Source organism: Acidobacterium capsulatum ATCC 51196 (assembly GCF_000022565.1).
In the GTDB taxonomy this organism is placed as follows: Bacteria; Acidobacteriota; Terriglobia; order Terriglobales; family Acidobacteriaceae; genus Acidobacterium; species Acidobacterium capsulatum.
The window spans coordinates 2,190,312-2,216,685 of record NC_012483.1; the positions used below are offsets into that span (position 1 = coordinate 2,190,312).

Annotated in this window: 17 protein-coding genes; 6 read left to right on the forward strand and 11 right to left on the reverse strand. The window is 60.4% G+C overall.

The window, feature by feature from the left end:
• Positions 1–391: 391 nt before the first annotated feature.
• From ACP_RS17355 to ACP_RS08910, 5 genes are all read left to right on the forward strand, one after another.
• The gene (locus ACP_RS17355; RefSeq protein WP_052294763.1) at positions 392–880 is read left to right on the forward strand and encodes a helix-turn-helix domain-containing protein; all 489 of its coding nucleotides are present in this window, start codon (positions 392–394) and stop codon (positions 878–880) included.
• Positions 881–1,307: 427 nt separating this feature from the next.
• Positions 1,308–2,054: a hypothetical protein gene (locus tag ACP_RS08895; RefSeq protein WP_015896972.1), complete on the forward strand. Its 747-nt coding sequence runs from the start codon at positions 1,308–1,310 to the stop codon at positions 2,052–2,054.
• 243 nt (positions 2,055–2,297) lie between these two features.
• Positions 2,298–2,945, forward strand: a complete 648-nt coding sequence (locus tag ACP_RS08900; protein WP_015896973.1) for an FmdE family protein — start codon at positions 2,298–2,300, stop codon at positions 2,943–2,945.
• Positions 2,946–3,092: 147 nt separating this feature from the next.
• Positions 3,093–4,577 (forward strand): B12-binding domain-containing radical SAM protein, encoded by a 1,485-nt coding sequence (locus ACP_RS08905; protein WP_015896974.1) that lies wholly within the window; start codon positions 3,093–3,095, stop codon positions 4,575–4,577.
• Positions 4,578–4,720: 143 nt separating this feature from the next.
• The gene (locus ACP_RS08910) at positions 4,721–6,328 is read left to right on the forward strand and encodes a VWA domain-containing protein (RefSeq protein ID WP_015896975.1); all 1,608 of its coding nucleotides are present in this window, start codon (positions 4,721–4,723) and stop codon (positions 6,326–6,328) included.
• 77 nt (positions 6,329–6,405) lie between these two features.
• Here ACP_RS08910 and ACP_RS08915 read toward each other — a convergent pair whose 3' ends face one another.
• Positions 6,406–9,000 (reverse strand): TonB-dependent receptor, encoded by a 2,595-nt coding sequence (locus ACP_RS08915; protein WP_148215101.1) that lies wholly within the window; start codon positions 8,998–9,000, stop codon positions 6,406–6,408.
• A 703-nt stretch (positions 9,001–9,703) separates the two neighbouring features.
• Between ACP_RS08915 and ACP_RS08925 the strand changes: the two genes are divergently transcribed.
• On the forward strand, positions 9,704–10,339 hold the full coding sequence (locus ACP_RS08925; protein ID WP_202944461.1) for a hypothetical protein: 636 nt from the start codon (positions 9,704–9,706) through the stop codon (positions 10,337–10,339).
• Between the two features lie 638 nt (positions 10,340–10,977).
• Here the strand turns inward: ACP_RS08925 and gatA are convergent.
• From gatA to ACP_RS08975, 10 genes are all read right to left on the reverse strand, one after another.
• On the reverse strand, positions 10,978–12,423 hold the full coding sequence (gatA, locus tag ACP_RS08930; protein ID WP_052294765.1) for an Asp-tRNA(Asn)/Glu-tRNA(Gln) amidotransferase subunit GatA: 1,446 nt from the start codon (positions 12,421–12,423) through the stop codon (positions 10,978–10,980).
• Positions 12,424–12,450: 27 nt separating this feature from the next.
• Positions 12,451–12,774 carry an Asp-tRNA(Asn)/Glu-tRNA(Gln) amidotransferase subunit GatC gene (gatC, locus tag ACP_RS08935; RefSeq protein ID WP_015896980.1) on the reverse strand — a complete coding sequence of 108 codons (324 nt, stop codon included), beginning with the start codon at positions 12,772–12,774 and terminating at the stop codon, positions 12,451–12,453.
• Between the two features lie 85 nt (positions 12,775–12,859).
• Entirely contained in the window at positions 12,860–13,642 is a 783-nt protein-coding gene (locus ACP_RS08940) for a sugar transferase (protein ID WP_083770565.1), read from the reverse strand.
• Positions 13,643–14,091: 449 nt separating this feature from the next.
• Positions 14,092–14,997 (reverse strand): dTDP-4-dehydrorhamnose reductase, encoded by a 906-nt coding sequence (gene rfbD / locus ACP_RS08945; protein WP_015896982.1) that lies wholly within the window; start codon positions 14,995–14,997, stop codon positions 14,092–14,094.
• Entirely contained in the window at positions 14,997–15,542 is a 546-nt protein-coding gene (gene rfbC, locus ACP_RS08950; protein ID WP_015896983.1) for a dTDP-4-dehydrorhamnose 3,5-epimerase, read from the reverse strand. Before rfbC ends, rfbD begins: the two co-directional genes overlap by 1 nt.
• Before the next feature lie 2 nt (positions 15,543–15,544).
• On the reverse strand, positions 15,545–16,432 hold the full coding sequence (rfbA, locus tag ACP_RS08955) for a glucose-1-phosphate thymidylyltransferase RfbA (RefSeq protein ID WP_015896984.1): 888 nt from the start codon (positions 16,430–16,432) through the stop codon (positions 15,545–15,547).
• Complete coding sequence (rfbB, locus tag ACP_RS08960; RefSeq protein WP_015896985.1) at positions 16,429–17,502, reverse strand: dTDP-glucose 4,6-dehydratase; 1,074 nt, start codon at positions 17,500–17,502, stop codon at positions 16,429–16,431. Before rfbB ends, rfbA begins: the two co-directional genes overlap by 4 nt.
• A gap of 6 nt (positions 17,503–17,508) precedes the next feature.
• Positions 17,509–18,765 carry a GumC family protein gene (locus ACP_RS08965; RefSeq protein ID WP_148215102.1) on the reverse strand — a complete coding sequence of 419 codons (1,257 nt, stop codon included), beginning with the start codon at positions 18,763–18,765 and terminating at the stop codon, positions 17,509–17,511.
• A gap of 5 nt (positions 18,766–18,770) precedes the next feature.
• Positions 18,771–21,470, reverse strand: a complete 2,700-nt coding sequence (locus tag ACP_RS08970; protein WP_041839442.1) for an SLBB domain-containing protein — start codon at positions 21,468–21,470, stop codon at positions 18,771–18,773.
• A 177-nt stretch (positions 21,471–21,647) separates the two neighbouring features.
• Entirely contained in the window at positions 21,648–26,177 is a 4,530-nt protein-coding gene (locus ACP_RS08975) for a choice-of-anchor D domain-containing protein (protein WP_052294767.1), read from the reverse strand.
• Between the last annotated feature and the right edge of the window lie 197 nt (positions 26,178–26,374).

Genomic DNA, 26,374 nt, shown 5'->3' on the forward strand with positions numbered 1-26,374 from the left:
AACACGCGTGCGGGACGCAAGGCTCAGTGTAACAAAGCAGCCCCTTCCACCTTGGATGCGGCATCGGACACCTCGGCCTCAACCCGAAAAATTCCCCAGACCCGACACCCTCCCATACGCTCCAGATCAAAAAATATTTGCTTACTCCGGCGCCTCATCCCTAAAGAAATTCCAGAATCCGCCGAAAGCACAACTAACGATGCATCGCCTGGATCTCCCAAGCGATATCCAAATTGGAAATGAAGGTTACCAAAATGGATTCGAATACCCGAAAAAGGCGATTCATTGAATATTCTTTTTGACGATAACCTTGTCATGTTCTACGGTGGAGAAAAGCTCGCGGTAACCCTTTTCTCCTCAGCGGATAAGAGGCTGTCCGGGATGTAAACGCATGATTCACTTCGGCGAAGAGCTACGGCAGGAGCGTGAACGGCGCGGTATCTCGCTCCAGATGATCGTCGAGACGACCAAGGTGGCCAGCCGCCACCTGCAATCGCTCGAAGAGGACCACTTTGACCTGCTGCCCGGGGGCGTTTTCAACAAAGGCATCGTCCGCGACTACGCGCGCGCCGTCGGCCTCGACGAAGCCACCTGGATCGACCGCTTCATGCAGGCCTACCGTGAAAGCGGACAGATGAAGGACGACGACGTTCACTGGGTCGAGTTTGCTGAAAACGTCGGCCGCAACCGTCCCCACAAAGACCGCAACTCCCTCTTCCGGCTCCGCTGGGCCGGCGTCGCCATGCTGGTCGCCATGCTCGCCGTCTCCGGCTGGTTCGTCTGGCAATACGTCAACAACCGCGTCAGCAGCTCCGCCTCCCAGCCCGCCGCGGCATCTTCCCCCTCGCAGACCACGCAAGCCTTCAACGGCGGCTCGTGAAAGTAGCTCTTAGCTGCTAGCTTTTAGCTTTTAGCTCCTGGACCTTCGGCTTTGGTCCCAGTTTTCAGTCCCCAGTCGTCAGTTTTCAGATAGCTTTTAGCTCTTAGCTTCTAGCTGCTAGCTTTTGGTCCCCAGCCTGCGCCTGTCAGACCCCGAGCCATCATGCACGCTCCTCACCCCAATCCGGGTGCCCCGGGTCCGTGTGTTCGGACCCGGGGGAGCAATGCAACCCGCGGCCAATGAGCTAAAAGCTAAAGGCTAAAAGCTAGGAGCTAAAAGCTAAGAACGAGGAGCTAAAAACCAGCCCCCCAGACTGAAAACTGAGAACTGACAACTGGCAACCGGGGACTGACAACCGACAACTGACAACTCCCCCCATTACCCCCGTGACCTTTCTCTCACCCCGTGCGCCTTCTAGGCTCGCGCCATGCCCCGCTCCGTTCGCACTTCGCTTCCCGGCGCTTTGCCGGCGCTGCTGCTCTGCCTTCTGCTGCCCATCCCTCTCGGCGCAGCGACGCATAAAGCAAAAGCAAAGGAGCACAAGGCTCGCGCCCCGCGCATCCATTCCGTCGGTCTGGGAGCATTCCGGCCGGTCCCCTACACCGCTGATCCCGACGCAGCCGCCCCGGCCCAGACACAGCTTCGCATCCGCCCGCTGATCGTCGATGGCCGCATCGCCCAATGGACCACCGGCGACGTCCACCTGGTCACCGCCACCACCTTTACCGTGCGCGAGGCCCTGCGTGTCAACGATTCGCTGCCCACAGACCCGCACCCCCGCTGGATCTGGCAGCTTGGCCCCTGGCTGCTCGTCCACCGCACCACCGGCCGCGTCGCCGAGCTGCATCTGCCCGATTTCGATCCGCTCGTCTCCAGTGTGACGTGGTTCCGCGATTACGCCGCCTACTGCGGCCTGCACACTGGCGGCAAGCTGGTCTACGCCATCGTTGCCGAGGTGGGCACCCGCAAGCCGCTCGTCTCGAAAAAGCTCTCGGCCTTTGATCCGGCCAACCATCCCACGCCGGTCTGCGCCCCGGCCAACTGGCAGCTCGACCCGCTGCGCGTCAGCTTTCTGCCCACCGACGCCACGCCCATCACCTACAGCATCGACAACGGCTTCGCCGCTCCCGTACCGAGCGCAGACAACACCACATCCTCAGTGCCTATTCCTTGAAGGTAGTTGCTGGATAGCTGTTAGCTCTTAGCTGCTAGCTTTTAGCTCCTGAGCATTAGGTTTCAGTCCCCAGTTGTCAGTCCCCAATTCTCAGTCCTGGCCCGCGTCTGCAGGGTCTCTCATTCAAATCCGGGCGCGCCCAAGCCTGCCCCCAGCGAGACGAACCGTTCCGTGTATCCGGGGCGACCGGCGGCCAATGCGCCAATGAGCTAGGAGCTAACAGCTAGCAGCTAAACTGAATCCATGGACTCCCTCGACGCGCTCCTCCGCGAAGCTGAAATCGCTCACGGCCATCTCTGCGCTGGCCAGATTCTCGGCGTGCGCATGGCCATGCTCGGCTGCGAGCGCCTCGGCATCGGCGATCCGCGCGGCCACGACCGCAAGCGCCTTGTCACCTATGTCGAGATCGACCGCTGCGCCACCGACGCCATCGGCGTCGTCACCGGCTGCCGCCTCGGCAAGCGCGCGCTCAAGTTCCGCGACTGGGGCAAGATGGCCGCGACCTTTGTCGATCTCTCCACCGGCCGCGCCCTCCGCATTGCCGCGCTCGAGTCCTCAAAGCAGCTCGCCCGCGAGCGCTACCCCGAAATTGAAAACAAAAATCAGCAGCAGATGCGCGCCTACCGCGAGCTCCCCGATGCCGACCTCTTCGCCGAAGCCTGGGTCTCCGTCACGGTAGAGCCGCGCGAGTTGCCCGGCTACAAAGGCGAGCGCGTCGCCTGCTCCCAATGCGGAGAAGGCATCAGCTACGACCGCTTCCTGCGCTCCGGCGATGCCGTTCTCTGCTACTCCTGCGCGCATCCTGACGAGCGCTACTACCAGCCGCTCACCGGCGATGCCGCACCCCAGTCGGCGAATTCCATTCCCGGCCCACGCTGTGAGTGCCCCTGACGGCCTTTCGAGCTGATTGTGACCTTCATCACAACGGGAAGCAGCCAGAATCTCTACTCTGGTTCCACATTCACTTTTATCTGCTGCACTTGGGGAACAGGGCGCACTGGAGTTCCGCGCTCTTTTTTTGCTGCCGGGGAGAAGCCATTGAACGCGCTGCTCGTCTATCCCTCCATTCCAGATACCTACTGGAGCTTTCGCTACGCGCTCTCATTTCAGGGCAAGCGCGCCGCCCAGCCGCCGCTCGGCCTCATGACCATTGCGCCGCTGCTGCCCGGCCACTGGCGCAAGCGCCTCGTAGATATGAATGTCGAGCGCCTCACCGAGGCGCATCTGGCATGGGCCGATGTGGTGCTCATCAGCGCCATGCTCGTGCAGCGCGGCGCGGTCGACGCGTTGCTTGCCCGCTGCCGCGAGCGCGGCTTGCGCACGGTGATCGGCGGCCCCATCACCTCGAGCCTCGCGCCCTCCATGCTGCCGGCCACCCACATCGTCATCGGCGAGGCCGAGGAGATCGTCTCCGATCTGGCCCGCGACATTGAAAACAACACCGCGCGCCCCGTGTATCAAGCCTGCGAGCGCCCGCTGCTGGACCGCTGCCCGCTGCCCGATCTCAGCCTCATCCGCATGAAGCGCTACAACACCATGACCATCCAGTGCTCGCGCGGGTGCCCCTTTCAGTGCGAGTTCTGCGACATCATTGAGATCTACGGGCGCAAGCCGCGCACCAAGCCCATTCCTCAGGTGCTCGCCGAGCTGGACCAGCTTTACGCCGCCGGCTGGCGCGACTCTGTCTTCCTGGTGGACGACAACTTCATCGGCCACAAGCCGCGCGCCAAAGCCCTGCTCGCCGCCCTCTCTGACTGGCAGGCCGATCATGGCTTTCCCTTCCGCTTCATCACCGAGGCCTCGCTCAATCTTGCCGACGATCTTGATCTTCTCCACGGCATGCAGGCCGCGCAGTTCACCTCCGTCTTTCTCGGCATTGAAACGCCCAATGAGTCCAGCCTGCTCGCCAGCGGCAAGCTCCAGAACACCCGCCGTGATCTCGTCGAGAGCATCCGCCGCATTCAGCGGCGAGGCATTGAGGTCATGGGCGGCTTCATTCTCGGCTTTGATACCGACCGCGAAGACATCTTTGACCGCCTCGTCGATTTCATCCAGACCAGCGCCATTCCTATCGCGATGGTGGGCCTGCTGCAGGCCATCCCCGGCACGCAGCTCTACCGCCGCCTGCACAGCGAGGGCCGCATCCTCGAATCCGGAACCGGCAACAACACCGGCGGCCAGCTCAACTTTCTGCCCCGCATGAACGCCGCCAGTCTCACCCGCGGATACCGCCAGGTGCTCGAACGCATCTACTCCTGCGATGCCTATTACGAGCGCGTGCTGCGCTTTCTTGCCCACTGCCCGCCGCCAGCCGCCACGCAGCTCTCGCTGAGCAAGCTGCGCGCGCTTCTCGCCTCGCTGCTGCGCCAGGGCATTCTCAGCCCTCATCGCCGCAGCTATTGGAAGTTCCTGCTCGCCGCCATCACGCGCTACCGCCATTCCTTCCGCACCGCGATGACGCTCGCCGTCATGGGCTATCACTTCCAGCGCATGACCGACCGCATCTGCCGGCAGGACGCCTGACCGGCCGCATCACCGGACCATTTCAACAGCTCGCAAGGCAACGATAACTCTGCCTCTGCGCGCGTCTTATCGGCGTGCGCATCCGTCTCCATCCGGTACGATGTTACCCGTGAGTTAACCCTGCCTATCCTGGAGACGCTTCCATGCCGCTGCGCCCTGCTCTCTCGATCGCTCTCGCACTCCTGCTGCCCGCCATCCCGGGCCACGCCCAGCAGCAGCCCGCGCATCCGCCCTTCACGCTCCACACGCAGGTCCGCGAAGTTCTCACCGACGTTACCGTCACTGACGCCAACGGCAATCCCGTCAAAGATCTCCGCCAGGCAGACTTCCATATCTACGATGACGACCATCCGCAGACCATCTCTTCCTTCACCGCGCATGCCGGACAGAACCTCGCCGTCGCCGCCAGCTCCACCACACCCGGAATCTACAGCAACCGCTATCTCACCCATCCCCCCGCGGCCTACAACATCGTGCTCATCGACAACAAGGACGCGGACCTCGTCGACCAGCTATATCTGTCCGAAGAGCTCATCCGCCTGATCAAAAATCTGCCCGCCTGCGAACCGCTCGCCATCTACTCCGCCAACGGCCCGCGTGTCGTGCTCATGCAGAACTTCACCACCAGCCATACCCTTCTGCTCGCCGCCGTGCGGCGCACCGTGCCGCGCTTCCGCGACAGTGACTGGTACTACGACACCGACGCCGCAACCTTTGCGCAGCTTGCTGGCGACCTCAGCCAGTATCCCGGCCGCAAAAATGTGCTCTGGTTCACTGCCGAAACCAACATGCACCTCTTTCCCGGCATCGGCTCCAGCCGCAACTACGGCTACCTGCATCCGCTCTACAACACGCTCGAGTCCGAACGCATCGCCATCTATCCCATTGACCTGCGCGGACTCACCGTGGCGCGCGGCCAGCCGGTCTCCGGCCTGCCATCAGGCCAGTCCGGCTCCCACGGCGTCACCAACGTGGATGCCGGAAAGGTACCGGCCGGAGGCCCCCTCACACAGGCGGCGAACGGCGGTGCGTACATCGATGACATTCACGTCCAGCACCAGCTCATGCTGCAGGCGGCTGAAGTCACCGGGGGCCACGCCTTCATCAACACCAACGGCCTCGTGCAGGCCGCCCGCCAGGTGCTCGACCACAGCGCCGATTACTACACGCTCGTCTACACGCCCAACGACATTCATCACCAGGACCGCTGGCATCACGTCCGCATCACCGTCACCAACGGCTATCACCTCAGCTACCGTCACGGCTATTACGTCGATGACTCCGGCTTCAGCCCCTCGCAAAAGGCGCTCCTGCTGGCGAAGAAAACCTCGCTCCCGCCGCCGGACGCCCACAGCCAGCCCATCATCTTCCAGGCGCACGTGCAGCCGGCCACGGCCGCCGAGGGCTCGGCCCTGAAGACCCGCATCCCCGGCTACGCCCGCGCCTACACCGTCCAATACATTCTGCCCGCGGCGGACTTCACTCCCTCCGGCGCCGCCAATTCCCGCGTCACCGTCGGCACCGCCGCCGTCGTCATGAACGATGCCGGTCTCGTCCTCGGCCACCAGATGCAAAAGCTGCAGCTACAACTCAACGCGGCCCAACTGCGCCAAAATCCCAACGGAGACTTCGCCGTCACCCAGACCCTCAGCCTGCCCAAAGGCCACGATCACCTCTACCTCGCCGTCTGGGACACCTCCACCGGCCGCATGGGCACCCTGAATGTTCCCCTCAAGGTCACGCGCCACTAACGCCGCCTCTCCAAAATAAAAGAAGGCTCGCGGTCCTCCGCGAGCCTTCCCGCTTGCACTTCCACGTCCTGCTCGAACTACCGCCCCTTTGGCCCAAAGCCAAGCTGGAAGCTGACCATGATGCTCCGGCCCGGCAGCAGTTGCAGTGTGTCCAGCGAGTCGGGCGTATAGAGCACGCCGTTGCCGCTCACCCCGTTCGCCGGGCTCAGGTCCACCAGGTTGTGCTGGTCAAACAGATTCCCAAAGCTCAGCTTGATCTTCGAGTTATCAAACCGCGAGCCGTTGCGAATCGTGTAGTTGAAGAACAGGTTGCTGATCCAGAAAGGGTCCAGCTTCACATTCTGGTGATAGGCCCCATCATCTTCCCAGCGGGTGCCTACGCGCTTGTTGAAAAAACCCACATTCCATCCACCGCGCTGATAGGTCGGCGCAATGGTCTCGGTGTCGTGAGGAGCCAGCGCCACCCATGCCGAAGGGCTGGCCGCCTGTGCCGGCGCAGTTGCGGTTGCCGCCGTCGCGGCGGCCGCCTCATACTTGGCTTCGCCCAGCGTGCCGTTGAGAAACAGGCTCACGCCACGGCCAAACGCGATGTTGGCTTCGCCTTCCAATCCGTTCGTGTTCGAGGGCGGCGTCGCGTAGTAATAGCTGATGTCGTAGTCCGGGCTATTCACGTCCTTGTTGGTGTAGCTCGAGTACTGGTTCACAAAGTGAATGTGATAAACATCCGCATCCATGCTCACGCGGTTCAGCTTCAGCACCGTGCCGCCCTGGTAGGTGGAGGCCACCGTCGGCGGCGGAGCCACCTGCACCTGCGCCCCCGTCACATCAAACACGCTGCTGAACGGGATAATGCTGCCCTTGCCATACTGCCCATACACCGACCAGTTGTTGTGAATCCGGTAGTTCACCTCCACCGAGGGCAGCACGTTGTTGTAGCCCTTCTCGTGAATCACATACGCCGGGCAGCTCACCGTCGTGTCGGTCGACTTGCACGTCAGCAGGCCCACCTTCTTCGACGAGGCATACTGCTTCACCGTCATGTTGTAATACGCATCCTTCACGCCGGCCGTCACCGTCAGGTGCGGAATCGCCACGAACTGATACTCCGCATACGGCTGCTCGCTGCGCGTGATGAACGACTCGTGAAACTTGATCTTCCCAATCAGGTTGGAGTCCTGCCACGTCAGCGGATTCGACGCAATCTGATACCGCTGCGTTCCCGTGTACTCATACCAGCCGCCCGCCCGGAAGACGCCATACTTCGACGCATCGCTCAGGTGGGCAATCGCGCCGCCCTTCACATACTGGTTCAGCTTGTCGAGTCCGCTCGTCGATGTGATCGGGTTGCCCGAGAGATTTCCGTTGTCGTCCCCGCTCTCGCTGTACTGGTTGCTGTTGAAGTGCTGATGATTCGAGTAGGCATAGGCATACGGCTTCAGTTCCAGTCTCCAGCCCTTGCCCCAGTCATGCGTGTAGGTCACAATCTCAAAATCCGTCGGCACGTGGTAGTTATAGAGCTTGTTATACAGGCCATTCAGGCTGCCATCCTTGTTGTAGCGGTTCGTCTCCAGCAGAAAGTTGTCCCCATGCTGGGCAATCTGGAAGCGGTATGCGTCGCCGTCCGGCGTATTCGAATCCACAATCACCACTGTGCTGATCGCCGCCAGGTGGCTGCGGTCTGAGAAGTCATAAGTGAACTTCGCCGTCGCCGCCGTGCGCTGCTGGTCGTTGCCCGTCTGGTAACCGTCTGACGTCATGTGGTGGCCTTCCAGCCAGAAGTTCGCCTTCTTCCCCGGCCCAAACAAGCCCGAGTAGTACTCGCCCAGAATCTGGTTAGTGTTGAACGAACCGTACGACTCCGAGATCCGGAACGACCGCTGGGGATGCAGCTCGGGCGAAAACATGTGAATCGATCCGCCATAGTTGGACGGACCCATGTCCGCCGCCGTGCCCGGGCTGCGGTCAAAGTCCACATAGCCGATCGCCGGCGCCGGCACATACGCCCAGGAGTGATGGCTCGGGTCATTCGAGTCGTTGAACGGCACCCCGTCCCACGTCATCGTGTAGTCGTCATCCACAAAGCCGCGAAAGTAAATCTTCGCCTGTCCCAGACCCACGCCATTCGTGCTCCAGCTCACCGTACCCGGCGCGGCCTGCACAATATCGGCAAAGTCGGTCACCGATTGCGTGAAGTTCTCCACATACTGGCTGGTGATCTCCGTGCGGGCCGATCCGGCGTCCAGAACCGACTTCACCGGCGAAAGGCGCGAGGCCAGCGAGTTATCCGCCTCCGCTTCCACCTTCACCTCTTGCGATACCGAGGCAATCGACATCTTGAAGCGCAGGCTCTCCGTCGCATCCGGCGTCACCTTGACGATGTTTCTCGTCTCGGTCGCAAATCCCGGAGCCGACACCTGCACCGTGTAAACACCGGCCGGCAGCCCCTCGAAAACGAAAGCGCCGCGGGCATCCGTCGCCACATTGCGCACATGGCCCGCGGCATCAATGGCTGCGGCGGCCGCGCCCTTGATGTTCTTGCCCGTCTGGTCCATCACCGAACCCTCAATGGTTCCGGTTCCCGTTTGCGCATGCAGATAGCTCGTGCCCGTCATCAGCAACAGCAGGCAAACAAGTAGGGTGGCGGCTCTCCGCCACGCGGAAAGTACGCTCAAACTCACTGGCAGTCTCCTCGAAAGTGTTCTTCTGAAAAAGGGTTGACCTGCGGCGAGAGCAGATACTCCGCGCCGCTTCGCTCCTGGCGAAGGGTCTTCAGGCTCCGGGCGCAGCGCCCGGTCAGATTTTTGTGGATGAATGGGCCGCGTCGAGCGGCAATCGGAGAGGAGCCGCCATCCCCATGCGCGCGCGGCCGGAACGGGGCCGCCTGCACAGCGGCCATTCGCGGCTCGGGCGTGGCGGGCCGCGCCTGCGGCACAGCATATGGCGCTGCGCCCGCTCGCTTCCGGGTATCGGTCAATGAAGTGCCCTCTCAAAAACAAACAGCAAAGTGAAGCAATGCGGTCACTCTAGCGAGGGCAGTTGAATGTTCTGTTACACGGTCATCGCGCTCCACCCGGCGCGCCAGCCAACCCACGGGCGGCCGCGCCTATGCGTTCGCAGAGCAGCGGCCCGGAGAAAGATTAAGTGATTGTCATGAAAAGGTTTACCAAAGCTGAAAAGTCGCTCCCATGCAGAGATTTCTTCGCTCCGCTGGAGCTCACGCGCGCCCGGCCCGGCATGCCGGTTCTGAAATCTTCTTCAAGAATCCTTCAGCTTTCCTTCAGCAATTCATCTTCCGTTCATCTTTGACCGCAAATCACTGTGCCAACTTGGAAGTCAGACCGGAGATTCTCCTCACAAACATCCACACGAAGACCCATGAAAACCATCTCGCGTCGATTTTCCTCTTTTTTCTGCCGCTCAGCCCGCCCGGCGGCCCGTTATCGCATCGCTGCCCGCTCTCTCGCCTGGCTCCTGCCCGTCCTTCTCTGGGCGCTGCCTCTGCACGCGCAAAATCATCTCGACAATGCCACCGTGCTCGTCATCCGCCATGCCGAAAAGCCAAAGCACGGCCGCAGCCTCACCCCGGCGGGCTTTGCGCGCGCGCAGGCCTATGCCCGCTACTTTGATCCCTTTCACTTTCAGGGCCACACCCTGCGCATCAACGCCCTCTACGCTGGAGCCGATCAGCCCGGCAGCATTCGCCCCCGCCTCACTCTGGAGCCGCTCAGCCACACCCTGCACCTGCCGCTCAACGCAACCTTCGGCACCAACAATCCCGAGCCGCTGGTCGAGGCCCTCCGCCACCAGCCGCACGGCAACCACATCCTCATCGCCTGGCGGCACAAGCACATCCCCGTCCTGCTCACTGCCCTCGGCGCCGACCCCGCCCGGCTGCTCCCAAACGGCGAATGGCCCGGCTCCGTCTACGACTGGGTCATCTATCTGCGCTATGACGACCACGGCCGTCTCGTCGAGCAGCGCCGCTTCCCCGAGCCGGAACCCCTCCCCTGAAAGCTCTTCCCCGGCCGCCCCGCACAGCCCTCCCGGCCGGCGGCCGGGGAGCGCAAAGGCTTCGCCCGCGCCCGGCTCCCGCCGGAAATTCACCCCAAATCCGCTATCCTGAATACAGGGATTCGATCACCCAGCAGGCGGCTTGCTTGTTCGTGCCCTCACAAATAATGTGAATACGTATTCACATTTTTACAGAATTGCCCCGGAAGCCGACAAGTCCCTTATATTCAAAGGCTTATCCGCCAACGCAGCCCGTGCCCGGCGCAGGACCGGGAGAAATCCTTCAGATGCGAGTGCGGATTCGCATATTGCGTGATTGCCGTAGATTCATGAAAATAAAAGACTTGCGAAACATTGAGCACCCCGGAGACGCCCCCTCCGGCATAATGTGAATCCGGATTCACTTTACAATAGCCGCCACAGCAACACATATTCCCCTTATTATCAATGACTTGTACAAACTAGCGCCCCAATTGCAGCCTCCAGCCGATACAAGCCATAAAAAACCGGGCAAATGTGAATCCTCATTCACATTTTAGGAATAACCCGGCTAACCAATTGAATCAAATAGGCTTACGAACAAAAAGCGCGCCCGAAAGGCGCGCTTTTTGCAAATTATGCGAATCCGGATTCACATTTTACTTTTGCAGGCTTTCCACCGCCTGGCCGACCCGCAAAACCGTCGCTTCATCGAAGTGCCGGCCCAGAATCTGAATCCCGATCGGCAGCCCCTCCCGCGAGGTTCCACACGGCACCGAGGCACCGCAGATGCCCGCCAGGTTGGCCGTCACCGTATAGATATCGGCCAGGTACATCGACAGCGGATCGTCCGACTTCTCCCCCAGCTTGAAGGCGGGCGTCGGGGCGGTGGGCGTCACAATGGCATCCACCTCTTCAAAGGCCCGCAGAAAGTCCTGCGCCAGCAGCCGGCGCACCTGCTGCGCCTTCTTGTAATAGGCGTCGTAGTAGCCCGCGCTCAGCACGTAGGTGCCCAGCAGAATGCGCCGCTTCACCTCGGCCCCAAAGCCAAGATCGCGCGTCTGCCGGTACATCGCTGCAAGCGTGTTCGCCTCCGGAGCGCGCAACCCGTAGCGCACGCCGTCAAAGCGTGCCAGGTTTGCACTCGCCTCGGCTGTGGCAATCACATAATAGGTAGGGATGGCATACGGCGTATGCGGCAGCGAGATCGGCTTCACCTCAGCGCCAGCCGCACGCAGTTGCTCAATCGTGCCCTCGACCGCGCGCTTCACCTCCGGGTCCAGCCCCTCGGCAAAGTACTCCGCCGGAACCCCCAGCCGCAGCCCCTTCACCCCGGCATCCAGCTTCTCGGTGTAATCCGGCACCGGAACCGATGACGAAGTGGCATCCATTGGGTCATGGCCCGCGATCACGCCCAGCACCTCGGCCGCATCCCGAACGGTATGCGCAAACGGCCCCACGCGATCGAGCGAAGAGGCAAACGCAATCAGCCCATAGCGCGAAACGCGCCCATAGGTCGGCAGCACGCCCACCACGCCGCAAAATGAAGCTGGCTGGCGAATCGACCCGCCCGTATCCGTGCCCAGCGTCGCGACGGCCATATTCGCCGCCACCGCTGCCGCCGAGCCGCCGCTCGAACCACCCGGCACCCGGTCCAGCGCCCTGGGATTCTTCACCGGCCCGTAAGCGGAATTCTCATTCGAGGAGCCCATTGCGAACTCATCGCAGTTCAGCTTGCCCACCAGCACCGCGCCCGCGTCGATCAGCCGCTGCACAGCCGTCGCCGTATAAGGAGGCCGGTAGCCTTCCAGAATCTTTGAGGAAGCCGTCGCCGGCATGCCCTCCACCGTCAGCACGTCCTTGATGCCGAACGGAACGCCCCCCATGGGCAGCTTGGCCCGCTCCTCGCGGCTCAACGCATCAATGTGCCGGGCACGCGCGCCAGCGCCGTCGCGATCGAGCGACAGGTAGGCATTCACCTCGCCATTGTGCGCGTCAATCGCGCCAAGGCACTCCTGCAACGCCGCTTCCGCGCGAACCTCGCCCGTGCGCACCGCGCGGATGCTGGGCAACGTCGTCTGGAACTCCAAAGAAGAATGGGCCATTCGAAAATCTCTACTCTTTCAGCAGGTTCAGCGCTCGATGACTTTCGGCACTTTGAAATAGGTGGAATCCGCGGACGGCGCACCCGCCAGCACCGGCTCCCGGTCAAGAGAAGGGCGAATCTCGTCTACCCGCAGGGCCGCTGCGCGGCCTTCCACGCCAGTCAATAGCTCGGCAATCTGCGCCAGCGGCTCGACCGCCGCCGTGTCCAGGGCATTCAACTGCTGCACGTGGCCCAGAATGGCGCCGAGATCCCGCAGCATGCGGCTCTCTTCGTCACTGGTCAGCTCCAGGTTGGCCAACTCCGCCACCCGCCGCACATCTTCTAGGGTTACCGCCTGATTTTCAGCCATAAATGCAAATACCAGAGCCGTAACAGGCTCTGGTATCAGTGTATAGCGTTCAGGCAGGATCACCGAGAGCCCCAACCGGAATTCCTCAATCCGCACCCTCGATCGAAAACGCCGGCAGCGTCACTTGAAACTCCGACTCCCGGTCACTGATGCATGCAACCGCGGTAAGCCACACCAGGCGCAGATCTGAGCGGAGTGTCGCCGTGCGCATATAGTCCCAGTCCAGTTCGGCCTTGCGAGGCTTTACATAGCGGCTGTAGTAGCTTTCCAGATGCTCCGAGGGAATTTCACGCAGCATCTCTTCCTCATACCGGAATGCCAGGGTCGCAGCTCCAGTGATCCCGGGGCGGAAGGGCATGTGCATGATCTCAAGATGAGGAATCTTAGGCCGCGGTCCAATAAGGCTCATGTCGCCGCGCACTATATTCCAGAACTGCGGCAACTCGTCGAGCTTGAACTTACGCAGGAACGTGCCGATCGGCGTGATTCGCTTATCCCCTGTTACCGTCAGAGGGCTGCCATCTCGATCAGCCACTCGCATGGAGCGGAACTTATAAAGCGTGAAAACCTGTCCATCTCTCCCCATACGATCCTGCGTAAAGAGAGCCGGCCCACGGGAAGTCAACTTCACCAGAACCCCGATGATCAGCATGAGAGGGAGAAAGCAGATCAAGCCGGCAAGCGCGCAGACAAAATCAATGGCACGCCGTCTGCGAGACATAGCCCATACGCTGGCACACTCTGGAAAAGCCATTGAGCCGGGCTCTTCACAAGAAATAGAGTGTATTGCGACAGATCCATGAGCAACCTGCTGCACTGGCTGACTACTAGCGTAATAGGCAGGATCTGGTATCAGTGGTGCATCCATATCGAGTGACTCATCAACATTGTTGAGCGGCTACACAAAGCCGAGTGGATAGATGCAGATTGGGAAATTAAGCCACACTTGCTCTGGCTTGGCGGGGTATCTTCACGTACCCTCGCTGGGATTCTACCAAACTCTCCTATATTTGCGAGAGCCGAGGAAATCGTAACACCAATGACTTCAGTTGCAAGGGCAAGTTTGGCCCCCCGTTCCGAAATGACACTCTAAAGCTTCAAATGTTGCGATATTCACACGAAAAAGTACCAAATTCACGTGAATACTTACGTAAGTCTTCTTCACGGCAAGGATCTGCGAAAGCGGTTCGATTCCGCTTTCGGCCGGTTGCACCCTTGCCCTAAATCGCGATTAGAACCGCCCTAGTTTTGATGCTTGAAAACGCCTCGGGCGACAGACGGAAGCACCGCTTCGCAGACCATCTTTTTTTTGATTGGCTAACTCAAGGGTGCTTGCAAGCGATTCTTCACGGTTGCAAATGCATCTTGCCACGCCGGGAGGCGAACATCCCAGGCATTGGACAGCATCTCATTGCTCATGACGGAATATGACGGACGCTTTGCCGGGGTCGGATAATCCTCGGCCTTGAGGGGACGCAAGCGCGGTTGACGGCCTTCCAGTTGATCGGCGCACTCTGAAAAGATGTGCCGGGCAAACTCGTACCAGTTGGTGCTGCCGGCGCAGGTCATGTGGTAGATGCCGGAGCGAGCTGCAGCCTCTGCGGAGGACAAGCCCTCCATCCGGTCCACAACGGTGCGCGTGGCCGCCGCGATGGCAATCGAAGAGGTCGGGCTACCCGTCTGGTCTGCGACAATGCTCAATTCTTCGCGCTCTTTGCCGAGTCGCAGCATGGTCAGAAAGAAGTTCTTGCCATGCGGGCCATACACCCAACTGGTGCGGAAGATCAGATGCCGTCCTCCCGCCTGCTGTACGCGCCGCTCCCCTTCCAGCTTGGAGCGTCCATACATATTCAGAGGACGGGGCTCGTCGGATTCCACCCACGGCTCCCGCTTGCTGCCGTCAAAGACGTAATCCGTGGAATAGGTGACGAACAAAATATCTGATTCCGCACAGGCCTGGGCCAGCAGGCCTGGCGCCTCTGCGTTGACGGCCATGGCAAGTTCCGGCTCGGACTCAGCCTTGTCGACGGCAGTATAGGCCGCCGCCAGCAGCACCACCGAGGGCTTCTGCTGACGGATGGTCTCAATGATCGCCCCGGGACGAGTGAGGTCGGCCTGGCTGCGGTCATACGCAAGCACTTCGCCATATCCGGCGAAGCTGCGTTGCAACTCGACACCCACCTGCCCTGTGGAACCAAGGATCATGGCCTTGCGCGAGGCCATCAGGCGAAGACCTCGGCATCGGCCAGACGCTTGCCGTCTGCATCCTTCGCGGAAACGATAGCTTCATCTGCCCGAACCGGCCAATCGATGCCGATCTGCGGGTCATTCCACAGGATGGTGCGCTCTCCCGCCGGAGAGTAGTAGTCCGTCACTTTATAGGCGACCCGGGCATCGTCCGTAAGGGCCACAAAGGCATGCCCGAAGCCGACTGGAATCCACAGCATGGCGCTGTCATCACCCGAGAGTTCCACGGCGATATGTTTTCCAAAGTTCGGCGAACTCCGCCGCAGATCGACAGCGACATCGAGAATGCGGCCCGCAGCGGCACGCACCAGCTTCCCTTGCGGCTGAAGAATCTGGTAATGAATGCCACGCACCACATTCTTTTTGGAAACTGAAGTATTGTCCTGCTTCCACTCTGCAGGCAGACCGGCCTCGGCGATTGTTCGCTCGTTCCAGGTCTCCCAAAAGGAGCCACGATCATCGCGGAAAATACGGGGGCGAATCACCAAAACTTCCGGCAATGCGGTCGGTGTAATCTCCATGCTCACAGGCTCTCCGAAAAGTTGGGCTCATCGAGCAGCGATAACAAATAGTGGCCATAGCCGCTCTTGCGAACCGGCTCGGCAAGAGCTTGTAATGCCGCCTTGTCGATATAGCCCATGCGAAACGCGATCTCTTCCGGGCAAGCGACCTTCAGCCCCTGGCGATGTTCCAGGGTCTGAATGAAAAGGCCGGCTTCAAAAAGCGAATCGTGGGTCCCCGTATCGAGCCACGCTGTTCCGCGGCTCATGACCTGGACATTGAGCAAGCCCTGCTCGAGGTAGAGGCGGTTCAGGTCAGTAATCTCAAGTTCGCCACGCACGGAGGGGCGCAGCGACGCGGCCAGCTCTGTGACCTGCGAGTCATAGTAGTAAAGCCCCGTAACCGCATAGCGAGATTTGGGCTGCTTGGGCTTCTCTTCGAGGCTCACGGCATTGCCTTGCGCATCAAACTCGACGACGCCATAGCGCTCCGGATCATGCACCGGATAAGCGAAGACTGTCGCGCCTTTTTCCAGGCGCGCCGCCTGCTGCAACTGCCGGGAGAGACCATGCCCGTAGAAAATATTGTCGCCGAGCACGAGTGAGGCCGCGCTGCCTGCGAGAAACTCGCGCCCGATCAGGAATGCCTGGGCCAGACCATCAGGGCTGGGCTGCACGGCGTAGGAAAACTGCATGCCCCACTGCGAGCCGTCCCCCAGCAGATCGCTAAAACGGCCTGTATCCTGCGGGGTAGAGATAATCAGGACTTCACGAATGCCCGACAGCATGAGCGTGCTGAGCGGGTAATAGATCATGGGCTTGTCGTAGACAGGCAGCAGTTGCTTTGAGGTCACATGCGTGACTGGATACAACCGCGTACCCGACCCGCCTGCAAGAATAATGCCCTTCATCCAATGCTCCGGTTTCCGTAGTTCTGCTCGATCCATTCGCGATAGCTGCCGGTGCGAACACTCTCCACCCAGTCCATGTGTGCCAGGTACCATTCCACGGTGCGGCGCAGTCCCTGTTCGACCTGAATGGTGGGCGACCAGCCTAGTTCGCGCCGCAGCTTGCTGGCGTTGATGGCATAGCGCCGGTCGTGGCCCGGGCGATCAGTGACGTAGCGAATCAGTTCCCGGCGAGACGTGGCCGCTGGCCGCAGTTCGTCGAGCAGATCACAGATTTGATGCACAATATCGAGGTTCTTGCGTTCGCTGTTGCCGCCTACGTTGTAGGTTTCTCCCAGCTTGCCACGCTCCAGCACCACGCGAATGGCATCGCAGTGGTCGGTCACGTACAGCCAATCGCGCACGTTCTGGCCATCACCGTAGACCGGGAGCGGCTTGCCTTCGAGCGCATTGAGGATCATGAGCGGAATCAGCTTCTCAGGGAATTGGTAAGGCCCATAGTTATTGGAGCAATTGGTGGTGAGCACCGGCATGCCGTAGGTGTGAAACCAGGCGCGCGCCAGGTGGTCAGAACCGGCCTTGGAAGCCGCATAAGGGCTATTGGGCGCGTAAGGAGTCTCCTCACTGAAAGCCGGATCGTCCGGGCCGAGAGAGCCATACACCTCGTCCGTGGAGACATGCAAGAAACGGAACTGCTGCTTATCCTCTGCATTCAGGCCGTCCCAGTATGCCCGAGCCTGCTCCAGCAACTGGAAAGTGCCCTCAATATTGGTGCGAATGAAGGCTGAAGGGCCGGTGATGGAACGATCCACATGGCTTTCGGCTGCAAAATGCAGAATCGCGCGGGGGCGATGGGTCTGCAGCAACTCGCGGAGCAGATCTCCGTCGCACAGGTCGCCGCGCACAAGCGTGTAGCGGTCATCGCCCTCGAGCGAAACAAGGTTTTGCGCATTGCCTGCGTAGGTCAACAGGTCAAAGTTCAGCACTTTCTCTGATGAAGTGCTCAGCCAATTCAAAATAAAGTTGGAGCCGATAAAACCGGCGCCGCCGGTCACGAAAATGCAAGGATTCATAAGAAATCAGGGTTTAGCTGGTCTGCGTCGAAAGGCTTGCCGTACAGCCTCAATCTGCTGGCGGCCGTGCGGATCCTGGTTCAGGTGGTCCCAACCCTCCGCGAGTAAGGCCAGCATAACACCAAGGAAAATCCCCGCGAATAAGCATCCGGCTAAAATCAGCAGCCGCTTTGGAGCAGATTTGTGGTCGGGAGGAATGGCAGGATCGACGACCTGAATCAAAGCGCCTTCTTTTGCTTCGTCGATCTTGGCTAATTCATACTGCTGCGCCAGAACATTGAAAATTGTTTGATAGTAAGTAACGTCGCGATATTTGCGCAGATAGTCCAGCCCCGCCACGGGCAGCTTGCCCTGGGGAACGATGAGCTGATCCTTAGTGTTTCCGCCACTCCCCGCGAGCTTGGCCAATTGAGCCCTGAGCCCCGCCAATTCCTGCTGGGCCTGCAAGAGATTGGGATTGCCGGGAGCAGCAAAGGCTTGGAGCCCCTGGATCTCAACCTCCTTCGCCGCAATCTGCGCGCGAAGCTGAGCGCCCGATTGAATCAGAGCTTCGGCCTGGCTGCCGACCTGAATCATTCCGCTTTTTTCCTCGGTCTTCACCAACGCCTCTTCAGCATTTGTCAGATTGCTTTTCGCCTCTGCCATCTGCTGCTGGTAGAAGAGACGGCGCTGCGAGGCTTCAGAGATGGCCAGATGCTCCGAGAGCTTACGGAACTGTTCCACGTATCCATTGGCCAGCTCCGCGGCGCGGGCCGGGCTGCGATCCGTCACCGAGATGTGAATCAAGCCGTCCTTGGTGGTACCGTCCAGCTTGACGTGACCCTCAAATGCCTTGCGGGCGGCAGACATGAGCTTGGCATGATACTCGGCCATGAGCCCGTACTTGCGAATCATGGCGTCTTCGACCGTCTGGCTCTTGAACATCGCAATGTAGCGGTCATTCGGATTTTTGAGCCCGAGACCGCCACCAGCCAGAGAAGCTACAGCTCCGAGACCTCCGAGTTGCGAAGAGAGCATGGAACTGAGCGATGACTGCTGCTGCGGGGGAAGCAGCGTAACTTCAGCGGTAAATTTCTTTGGCAGCAGGAACGCCAAAAGAATCCCGATGACGAGCATTACAGCGATGGTGCGGATGGCAATATGCTTTTTGCGTCCAAGCGCCGCGAGCAGATCCAGCAGAGAGATTTCGTCTTCCTGCTGAGGCTTCTCCGTAACGTGTGTGGCGTTTGTGGACTCTTCCATACTCTCGATCGATTCTGCCATGTCGCCTACCGGATCACGTTGAGGGACGCCGCACCCAGCGCCAGATTAGAGAACAACTGCGTGTACTGAAGCAGGCCCTCTAAAGCTGAAGGTTTGAAGGTCTTTTCAGGAACCACAATCGTATCTCCCGCATGCATGGGCAAGGACATGAAATCGTTCCCGAATATTCCCGAGGTCATCTGGCGGCTGACAACGGAACCATCCGCACGAATGATGAAGACGTGCCTGCGATCCGCATCCCGGCTTTCCCCGCCTGCCAAATGGAGATAATCGCCTGCCCTGCGTCCCCGAGCATAGAGGAATGAATTCTGGTCGTAGACCGCACCCACCACATTGATAGTCGAGGGCTCCGACGGAACGATGAAGGCGTCCCCATCCTGAAGGGGAATATCGGGCAAAGCATCAATACCGTGACTGCCCGGCTTCAGATTGAGCACAATGCGCCCGGTGGCCTTGATCTTCTGCAGATCTGCGATCAGGTTCTGCTCATTCTGCGTCGCGGCAGTGGCGGTTGACGCGAGGCTTCCACTGGCGGCCGCGGCGCTGCTGGCCGCCGCCAATGTGCCGCGCTGAATCTCCAGCCCTAACTGCTGCACATATTGATTGATGCGCTCCTGTTGCAGCACGCGGGTGGAAACCCGGGTGAATTCCGATCCATACAGATAAGCATCGGGCGTAAAGCCCCCGGCCTGGCGCACCAACTCCTGCAAGGTTTCGTCCGGCTTGACGCTGTAAACACCCGCGTGGACAAACTCGCCTTCCAGTCGCACGAACTTGGTTTGCTGGGCTTGAGGGACGTGAATGTCACCTTGAGAGAAGATCGTGACTACGTCCCCCGGCTCAAGCGCGAGATTCTGACTGGGATCGTGATCCATCACCAGCTTTCCGAGATCAAACGGAATCAAGGTCGTCTTGAGCGTTTTTGGATTCAGCCGCTCGATGACCGCGTAAGACCAGTCGATGTCCGGCGCAGGCAGAGCTACCTTGAGAGGCTTCGTGGCCCCCATGGTATTTTCTGTGCGAACCTCAGCCTGAGATGCCACGCTGGAGGCGGTATTGTTGGTCTGCTCTTCGTTTTGATTCAGTTGCTGCAGCCGCTGCTGGGTCTGCAGGTAGGAGCCGCTGCCGGAGTTGTACGGCTCCTGCTGCATCGAAGGAGACATGGAAGGGTACCCGGATGAGCCGCCCCCTTGCTGGGCCTGCTGATATTCCTGCTGCAATCGTGCCTGCCGCTGCTTCTCCAACTGAAGATCAAAGGGATGGTTAGGCTGGGTGAGAGACGGATAATTCTGCAACGGCTCGAAGTCAGGCGTGGGAATGCCGAGCTGAGCGCGACGCCACCAGTAATTACGGGTGATGAGCGATTCGCGGTCTGGAATCAGGTCAGAGAGCCGCATGCCCGGATGCCATGCGAAGCGCCCCGGATTGGCCGTGTTGCCGCGCAGCGTGACCGTGTTCTTGTAAAGCGGAACGATGGGAAGAACGCGGACCAGATCTCCATCGCGCACCGGAGTATCAAGACCAGCGTGATTGAAGTTCACGCTCATGGCGGCGCGGTCCTGATGATCATCGATGCGCTCTACAGAGATGCTCGTGTGTGCCGCAATGGCCGAGGTGCCCCCGGCATCCTGAATAAGCTGGCCGATGGTTTCGCCGGGACGCATTTCATAGATAGCCGGCGTATTCACGCTGCCCAGAATGGCCGCCTGAGGTCCCACGGGAGGGATGAAGATGACGTCGCCCGAGAGCAGCGGAACATCATGAGAGCGATCGCCATGCACGAGCAGATCATAAAGATCGAAGGTGGAGATCACCTTGCCATTGCGGCGTACCTCAATGCGGCGCATGGAGCCCTGCGGGGACGGCCCGCCGCTGGCAAAAAGGGCATCCACCAGCGTGCTGAGCGAACTGATGGTGTAAACGCCCGGACGGCGCGCATTGCCGACCACGTAAACCTGGATGGAGCGGATCTGGCCTACACTCGCCGTCAACTGAAAATTGCGAAAGACGTGGCCGACAGCCTGACGAAGGACAGCCTCAAGCGATGCTGCCGGAACTCCAGCGAGATGAACTTCTCCGACCTGGGGAAGATAGATGCCTCCCGTGCGGTCGATGGGAAGGGTGGTCGCAAAATTGACCTGCCCCCAGACCTGCACGTGGATTTGATCGCCGGGCCCGAGCACGTAAGTCTCCGGAACCGGCCCCTGATCGAGCGGAGCAAAGGTCGAGGGAACGCTTTGAAAGAGCGATGCTCCGTAGATAGGAAGTATCTGTTGCGTGGTAGAGGCGACGAACTTCTGAAAGTCAGTCAGCGGCTCGGGCGGCAACGGAATCATGTTGAGCTGCTGCGAGTTGCCATAGCGGGAGCGGTTGCTATTTTGCGAACTGCTTGAAAGCTGCTGCTGTGCACTGTTCTGCTGGAGCTGGCTGGAGAGGCTCTGCCCATAGGGGCTGCTGAGCGGATTGATGTAGCCGGGGATCTGCCCTTGCCCGCTTGACTGCCCGCCGGCAGAAGGGGCCAGAAGATTCTGATCAAGAGTCTGCGTCTGACCAGAGCACAGGCCATCGGCCTGCATGCCCGCGGTGCAGCCATTGTTTCCCGTGGAGGTAGCATCGGGCATCTGCGAGGTCTGCGACATCTGCGCCGCGGCCATGGCGGCAGTCATGATCAGAACAACAGAGAGGAGAGAAAAACGGCTTTTCATGCTGCGGGCAGTATCTCACTGATAGATGAAATTAGTGGCTCGGCGAGGAGCGGTAACTTGCAGGAAATCTTGATCATCCGTTGCCAGACTAAACCGTACTCAGTTTACGGGGGAAAGCCTGGTCCGCAAAATCAGGAACACCGGCAGCAAAGATCGAACGGGCGGGAGCATTCTTCTCTATTCCACGACGAGCTGCACCTGCTGTGTCTTGGTCAGGGATGGATTTGAGGCAGAGGGCATCGAGGCCGTGATGGTCAACGGGTATGTGCCGGAGGGGGTGATTTGCCCTCCGCCGCCGGAGCCGGAGCCTGAACCTGAGCCCGTCGTTCCTCCGCTGGCGTGCACACCGCAGCCGATAAGGCCGAAGCCGGCAGCCAATGCGCCCGCCCCTAAGAGGCAGGCCAGCAATATGTGGGCCCGGGAGGCGCGGGTGAACCGCCGTCTGGAGCGCCACAAGCCAAGCCCGCCCAGAGGTATCAGGCAGAAAAAAGTCGCCCCCCATCCGGAATGGAAAAGGCGAATCGAGCTGGTGGAGGTCAATCCTGTCGCTACAGTAACGGTAAAACTAACCGGGGACTGGCCATTGAACGTGGCGCTTGTGGGATTGAGCGTGCAGGTGGAGCCGGCCGGCGCGCCCGCACACGTGAAGTCCACATTTCCTGTGGTTCCGCTGGCTGGGGTGGCGGAAAAGGTGTAGCTTGCGGTCGCGCCGCTGGTGATGGTCTGGGTGGTTGAGCCCACGACAGCAAGCGTGAAGTCGTCCTGCTGTCCTTTCAGAGGAATGCCATAAGACTGGCCGCTGCTGGCAATATGAACGCTCAGCGTGCCGGACACCGCTCCACCTGCCGTCGCGGTGAAGGTGAGTCCAAAGGTGCAGGCGCTGCCGACCTGGAGCGTCCCCGTGCATTGATTCGCCGTGACAGAAAACCCGGAACTGACGCTGACGGCAATCCCGGAGAGCGGAACTCCTCCGTTGTTGGCCAGAGTCATGGTTTGCACCGGGCTTGTGGCAGATCCGCCGACGTACCCGACAAAAACCGGAGGCGGATTGGGGGTCAAAGAGATGCCGGGACCGGCCTGGCCTGTGCCGGTGAGAGCGACGGACTGGGACTTGAGCGCATCGGTGATGGTCAACTGGCCGGATTCTGCCCCGACCTGGGTGGGCAGAAAGCTCACGTCAATCGTGCAGGAGGCATGCCCTGAGAGAGACGCTCCGCAGTTGTTCACGAATTGGAAGTCGCCTGCCACCCGCACCCCAATGCTCTCCAGGGTGGTGTCTCCGGTATTGGTGAGGGTCACCGACTGCGGAAGAGATCTTGTGCCCACCGGTTGCGGGCTCAGAAAGGACAAGCTTTGAGGCGCGAGGTTGTCGGTCGCGGGGCTCTGCCCTGTTCCGGAAAGAATCGCGGTTTGCGTGCCTGCGCTATCGGTGACGGTGAGCGCTCCGGCGCGGCTCCCTGAAGCGGCGGGAGAAAAGGTGACTCCAACTGTACAGCTCGAATCCGCCGCGATGGAAGTGCCGCAGGTGTTGGTACTGGCGGGGATGGAAAAGTCTCCGCTAACAGCGATCTGCGTCAGGCTTGCGGGGACCGAACCGCTGTTGGCGATGACGACGTTCTGGGCCTGGGCCGTCTGGCCGATGAGTTCATCGCCAAAAGCGAGCGAAGCGGGCGTCAGGGTTACCGCAGCCGGGGTAGTTCCAGTACCGGTCAGATCCACGGTGTATTCACCGCCTGGCACGTTCGCAAGAATGGACAATGTACCCGTTCTGGAGCCGGTCGCGGTGGGGGAGAAAGAAACGCTGATGGTGCAATAGGACTGCGGCGCAACGGAGGCGGTGCATGCGTTGGTCGTCACGATGAAATCGCCCGTGGTGAGAACACTGGCGACACTAAGATTCTGGTTGCCGGTCGCCTTGACCGTCACGGTCTGGGGAGCGCTTGTCGTTTCTACTTGCTGATTACCGAAGTTCAGCGATGAGGGCGTCACCTCGGCGGCGGTAGTTGACGTTCCCGAGGTGAGCAGCGGAATTTGCCAGATACCCCGGCCGTAAGTGGCCGCAAAAAGAGAGGAACTGCTGCCAAAGTTATAGGCGGCCAGCTTCGTCACCGGGGCATCCGGCAGCCCGGAGCCCATGGCATTCCAGCAGTTCTGCCCGGGGATAGCGCATTCATTCACGTCCGGCGTGTACCAGACTCCGGCATCGGTGGCGAGGTAGACAATCAGCGGGTTGTTCGGGTCAACAAGGATGCTGTTGGCCGGTACCAGCGGCAGATTTGAGGTCAGGTTGAGCCAGCTCAGACCACCATCGGTGGACTGATAGACCCGATCTTCGCCGGGGAGAGTCCCAGGAAATCCTTCGATGGTGGCATAGATGGTCTGGCCGGTCGCATCATGAGGATCAGCGTAGAGGCTGGAAACGTCATAGCCGCCCGGGTTGAAGCGGATGTTGCCGCTCTGGTTGGTCACGGGGCTCTCCGTGAGATCCGTCCATGTGACCGGGCCCCCGGAATCGGCAGGGATGGTTTGCGTATAGATATGACCGGGAGCAAGTGCGCCCGGGTATTCGGTGCCGGTCATGCCGGCGTAAATCTGCTCCGCGCCGCCCGTACCGCTGGCGGTTGCGCTCAAGCTGCGTATCCATTGATTGCCGTTGCAATAGCTTTGCTGATCTCCATCCAGCATGGTGCTGAGCAGGTTAGCGGAGTTGGCGCCGGAACTCCACCCGGAGCCATCGGCCGAGCCACGCCAGACGCGGCAGGTGCCAAGCAACATTTGAGACGAATCCGAAGGATCGAGCATCCACGCGGCCGGATCTGATGCCTCAGCCTCTCCTGTACCCACCTGCGACGCTCCCACGGCCGGCTGAAAATCGGTCGGGGTGCAGGTTGCCCCCTGCGTGCATTCATCAATGGCAACGCCGGGACCTGTGGTGGCAAACCAGTTCTGCGGCGACACGGGATCAATGGCGACGTGATCGCCCTCCCCATCCAGCACCTGGGGCCAGACCGCGCTGTTGGTTGCCGTGCCCGCAGTTCCCAGTTCGCCCAGAGCTGCCAGCAACTCGGTGGACGAGGATGGACTGACCGCAAAGTCAGAGACTTCGGCCAGAGAACCAAGCCCAGCATTCAAATTCTGGAAGTGGGTGGCATCATCACTGCCGCACACAGCCTGCGTTTGATTGACCACGTCAGTGGTGCGCCAGAGGCCGCCGTCATTGCCGAAATAGACGAGGCCCTGCGCCCCCAGTGTCGCGTCGATGGCATGCTGCGAGGGAGCGACCTGCGCGGCGGCACATCCGTCTGTGTTGGTGGTATTGCGCCACGCGCATCCGTTCGCCAGCGAACAACGGTAGAGGTCGCGCGTGCCCACCAACAGAATGGTGTCCTGCTCCCAGGGGACAGCGGCCAGGGAAAGATCATACGCAGCCTGGGGAATGATGCCTGATCCATCGCTCGCCTCAAGAGGAGCGTCCGCGATTTGCTGGCTGAATTGCACCACAGGATTGGCACAGTTGGAACTCGTCTGGTTGCACACGTCGCGCCATAAGCCCTGGTCGTGGCCATATTGATCGACGGTGATGGCAAAGATGTCCCCGGTCAAGGGCTGGACGGCGAGCGTGCCACGGTAAATAGGGCAGGCGGGGGAGCCAGGGTTATTGATATTGGCTGGGCAGAGCGTATTGCCCTGCGAATCCGGATTCAGACTTGTCCCCGGCTGGTTGGTGAGCCGCGTCCAGTTTTCACCATCGCTCGACTGGTAGTAGCCGTGATAGCGCACGGCGGCATAGAACATCTTTCTCACCGGGTTCCAGACGATGCTGGTGACCGCATTGCCGGACGCGGTGCTGGAACCGGAGCCTCCTTCAAAGACGGTGGCGCCGTCCGCGAGCGTGGCCAGCGTCCAGGTAGCGCCCGCATCCGTGGAATAGTAAATGCCCATTGGATTGGCGGAGTTTGCATTCTCTATCCCTTGCTGCTGACCGAGAGGCGCGTCGGTTACGGCGGCGACCACAAGCTCAGGGTTAACCGTGCTCCAGGCAAAGCCCGCGAAAGCGTTGCCGTAAAACTTGACAGCAGATTGTCCGGCTCCGATCTGGGCCGCAGAAATAAGAGTCCAACTCTGCCCTTGATTGGTGGAACGCAGGAGGCCTACTCCAAAGTAGGAGTCTGAAGCGTCATTGGGGTCGCCCGTACCCGCCAGAACCACGCCGGTGCCGCCGGGCTGCACGCTGACCGCGCCGATGCTCAAGGAACTCGGGGTAGGCGGAGCAAAATCCCCAATATTGTCTGTCAGAGGTGTAAATGTAACGCTGGCTGCCTGATTGGAATCTGCATTGGTGGAGTACCAGACGCCTCCGCCGGTGGTCCCGACATAAACGGTATTTCCGCTGGGGTCAGACGGATCCACGGCAACGCTTGTGACGCGACCGGTGACGAGCCCATAGCGCTGATGAAAGGTGCTGACCTGCGCGGGGCCGAGAGCGCTCCAGACGCCGCTGCCAGCGGCGCTTTGCTGTTGGGCCAGCGCCCACTGTTTCAATGCGTCTGCGTAATTTGCCGCGCGGGTGCCGCGGGGAGCACGGTCAATGCCGCGCCGGACAAGAAATTGCTGCGCATGCTGCCGGGCCATGACGGCGGAGAAGCTTTGGGGTGCTGCCACCGGAGAACTCTGCCCATGCGCGACGGCCAGCAGAGCCAGGGGCAATAAAGCCCTGCGCATCCGGGAAGACCATCGATGCCCGCACGTCAACAAACAGTCCCTCGCAATCTCTGACCGGCAGACAGAGACAGGGTGAAACAAAAAGCTGCGCGGGCTGGCAAATCAAAAGCCAGCACACGGACTCACTGCATGCTCTTCCAGATTGCGAGCACAGCAAAGATGATTTCCACGGATGTGGTGGC

Coding starts and splice junctions, on each gene's coding strand:
- ACP_RS08900 (WP_015896973.1), top strand. CDS start 2,298: ATGGACTCCCTCGACGCGCTCCTCCGCGAAGCTGAAATCGCTCACGGC.
- gatA (WP_052294765.1), bottom strand. CDS start 12,423: ATGGCCCATTCTTCTTTGGAGTTCCAGACGACGTTGCCCAGCATCCGC.
- ACP_RS08910 (WP_015896975.1), top strand. CDS start 4,721: ATGCCGCTGCGCCCTGCTCTCTCGATCGCTCTCGCACTCCTGCTGCCC.
- rfbD (WP_015896982.1), bottom strand. CDS start 14,997: ATGGCCTCGCGCAAGGCCATGATCCTTGGTTCCACAGGGCAGGTGGGT.
- ACP_RS08925 (WP_202944461.1), top strand. CDS start 9,704: ATGAAAACCATCTCGCGTCGATTTTCCTCTTTTTTCTGCCGCTCAGCC.
- rfbB (WP_015896985.1), bottom strand. CDS start 17,502: ATGAATCCTTGCATTTTCGTGACCGGCGGCGCCGGTTTTATCGGCTCC.
- rfbC (WP_015896983.1), bottom strand. CDS start 15,542: ATGGAGATTACACCGACCGCATTGCCGGAAGTTTTGGTGATTCGCCCC.
- gatC (WP_015896980.1), bottom strand. CDS start 12,774: ATGGCTGAAAATCAGGCGGTAACCCTAGAAGATGTGCGGCGGGTGGCG.
- ACP_RS17355 (WP_052294763.1), top strand. CDS start 392: ATGATTCACTTCGGCGAAGAGCTACGGCAGGAGCGTGAACGGCGCGGT.
- ACP_RS08970 (WP_041839442.1), bottom strand. CDS start 21,470: ATGAAAAGCCGTTTTTCTCTCCTCTCTGTTGTTCTGATCATGACTGCC.
- ACP_RS08965 (WP_148215102.1), bottom strand. CDS start 18,765: ATGGCAGAATCGATCGAGAGTATGGAAGAGTCCACAAACGCCACACAC.
- rfbA (WP_015896984.1), bottom strand. CDS start 16,432: ATGAAGGGCATTATTCTTGCAGGCGGGTCGGGTACGCGGTTGTATCCA.
- ACP_RS08895 (WP_015896972.1), top strand. CDS start 1,308: ATGCCCCGCTCCGTTCGCACTTCGCTTCCCGGCGCTTTGCCGGCGCTG.
- ACP_RS08940 (WP_083770565.1), bottom strand. CDS start 13,642: ATGGATGCACCACTGATACCAGATCCTGCCTATTACGCTAGTAGTCAG.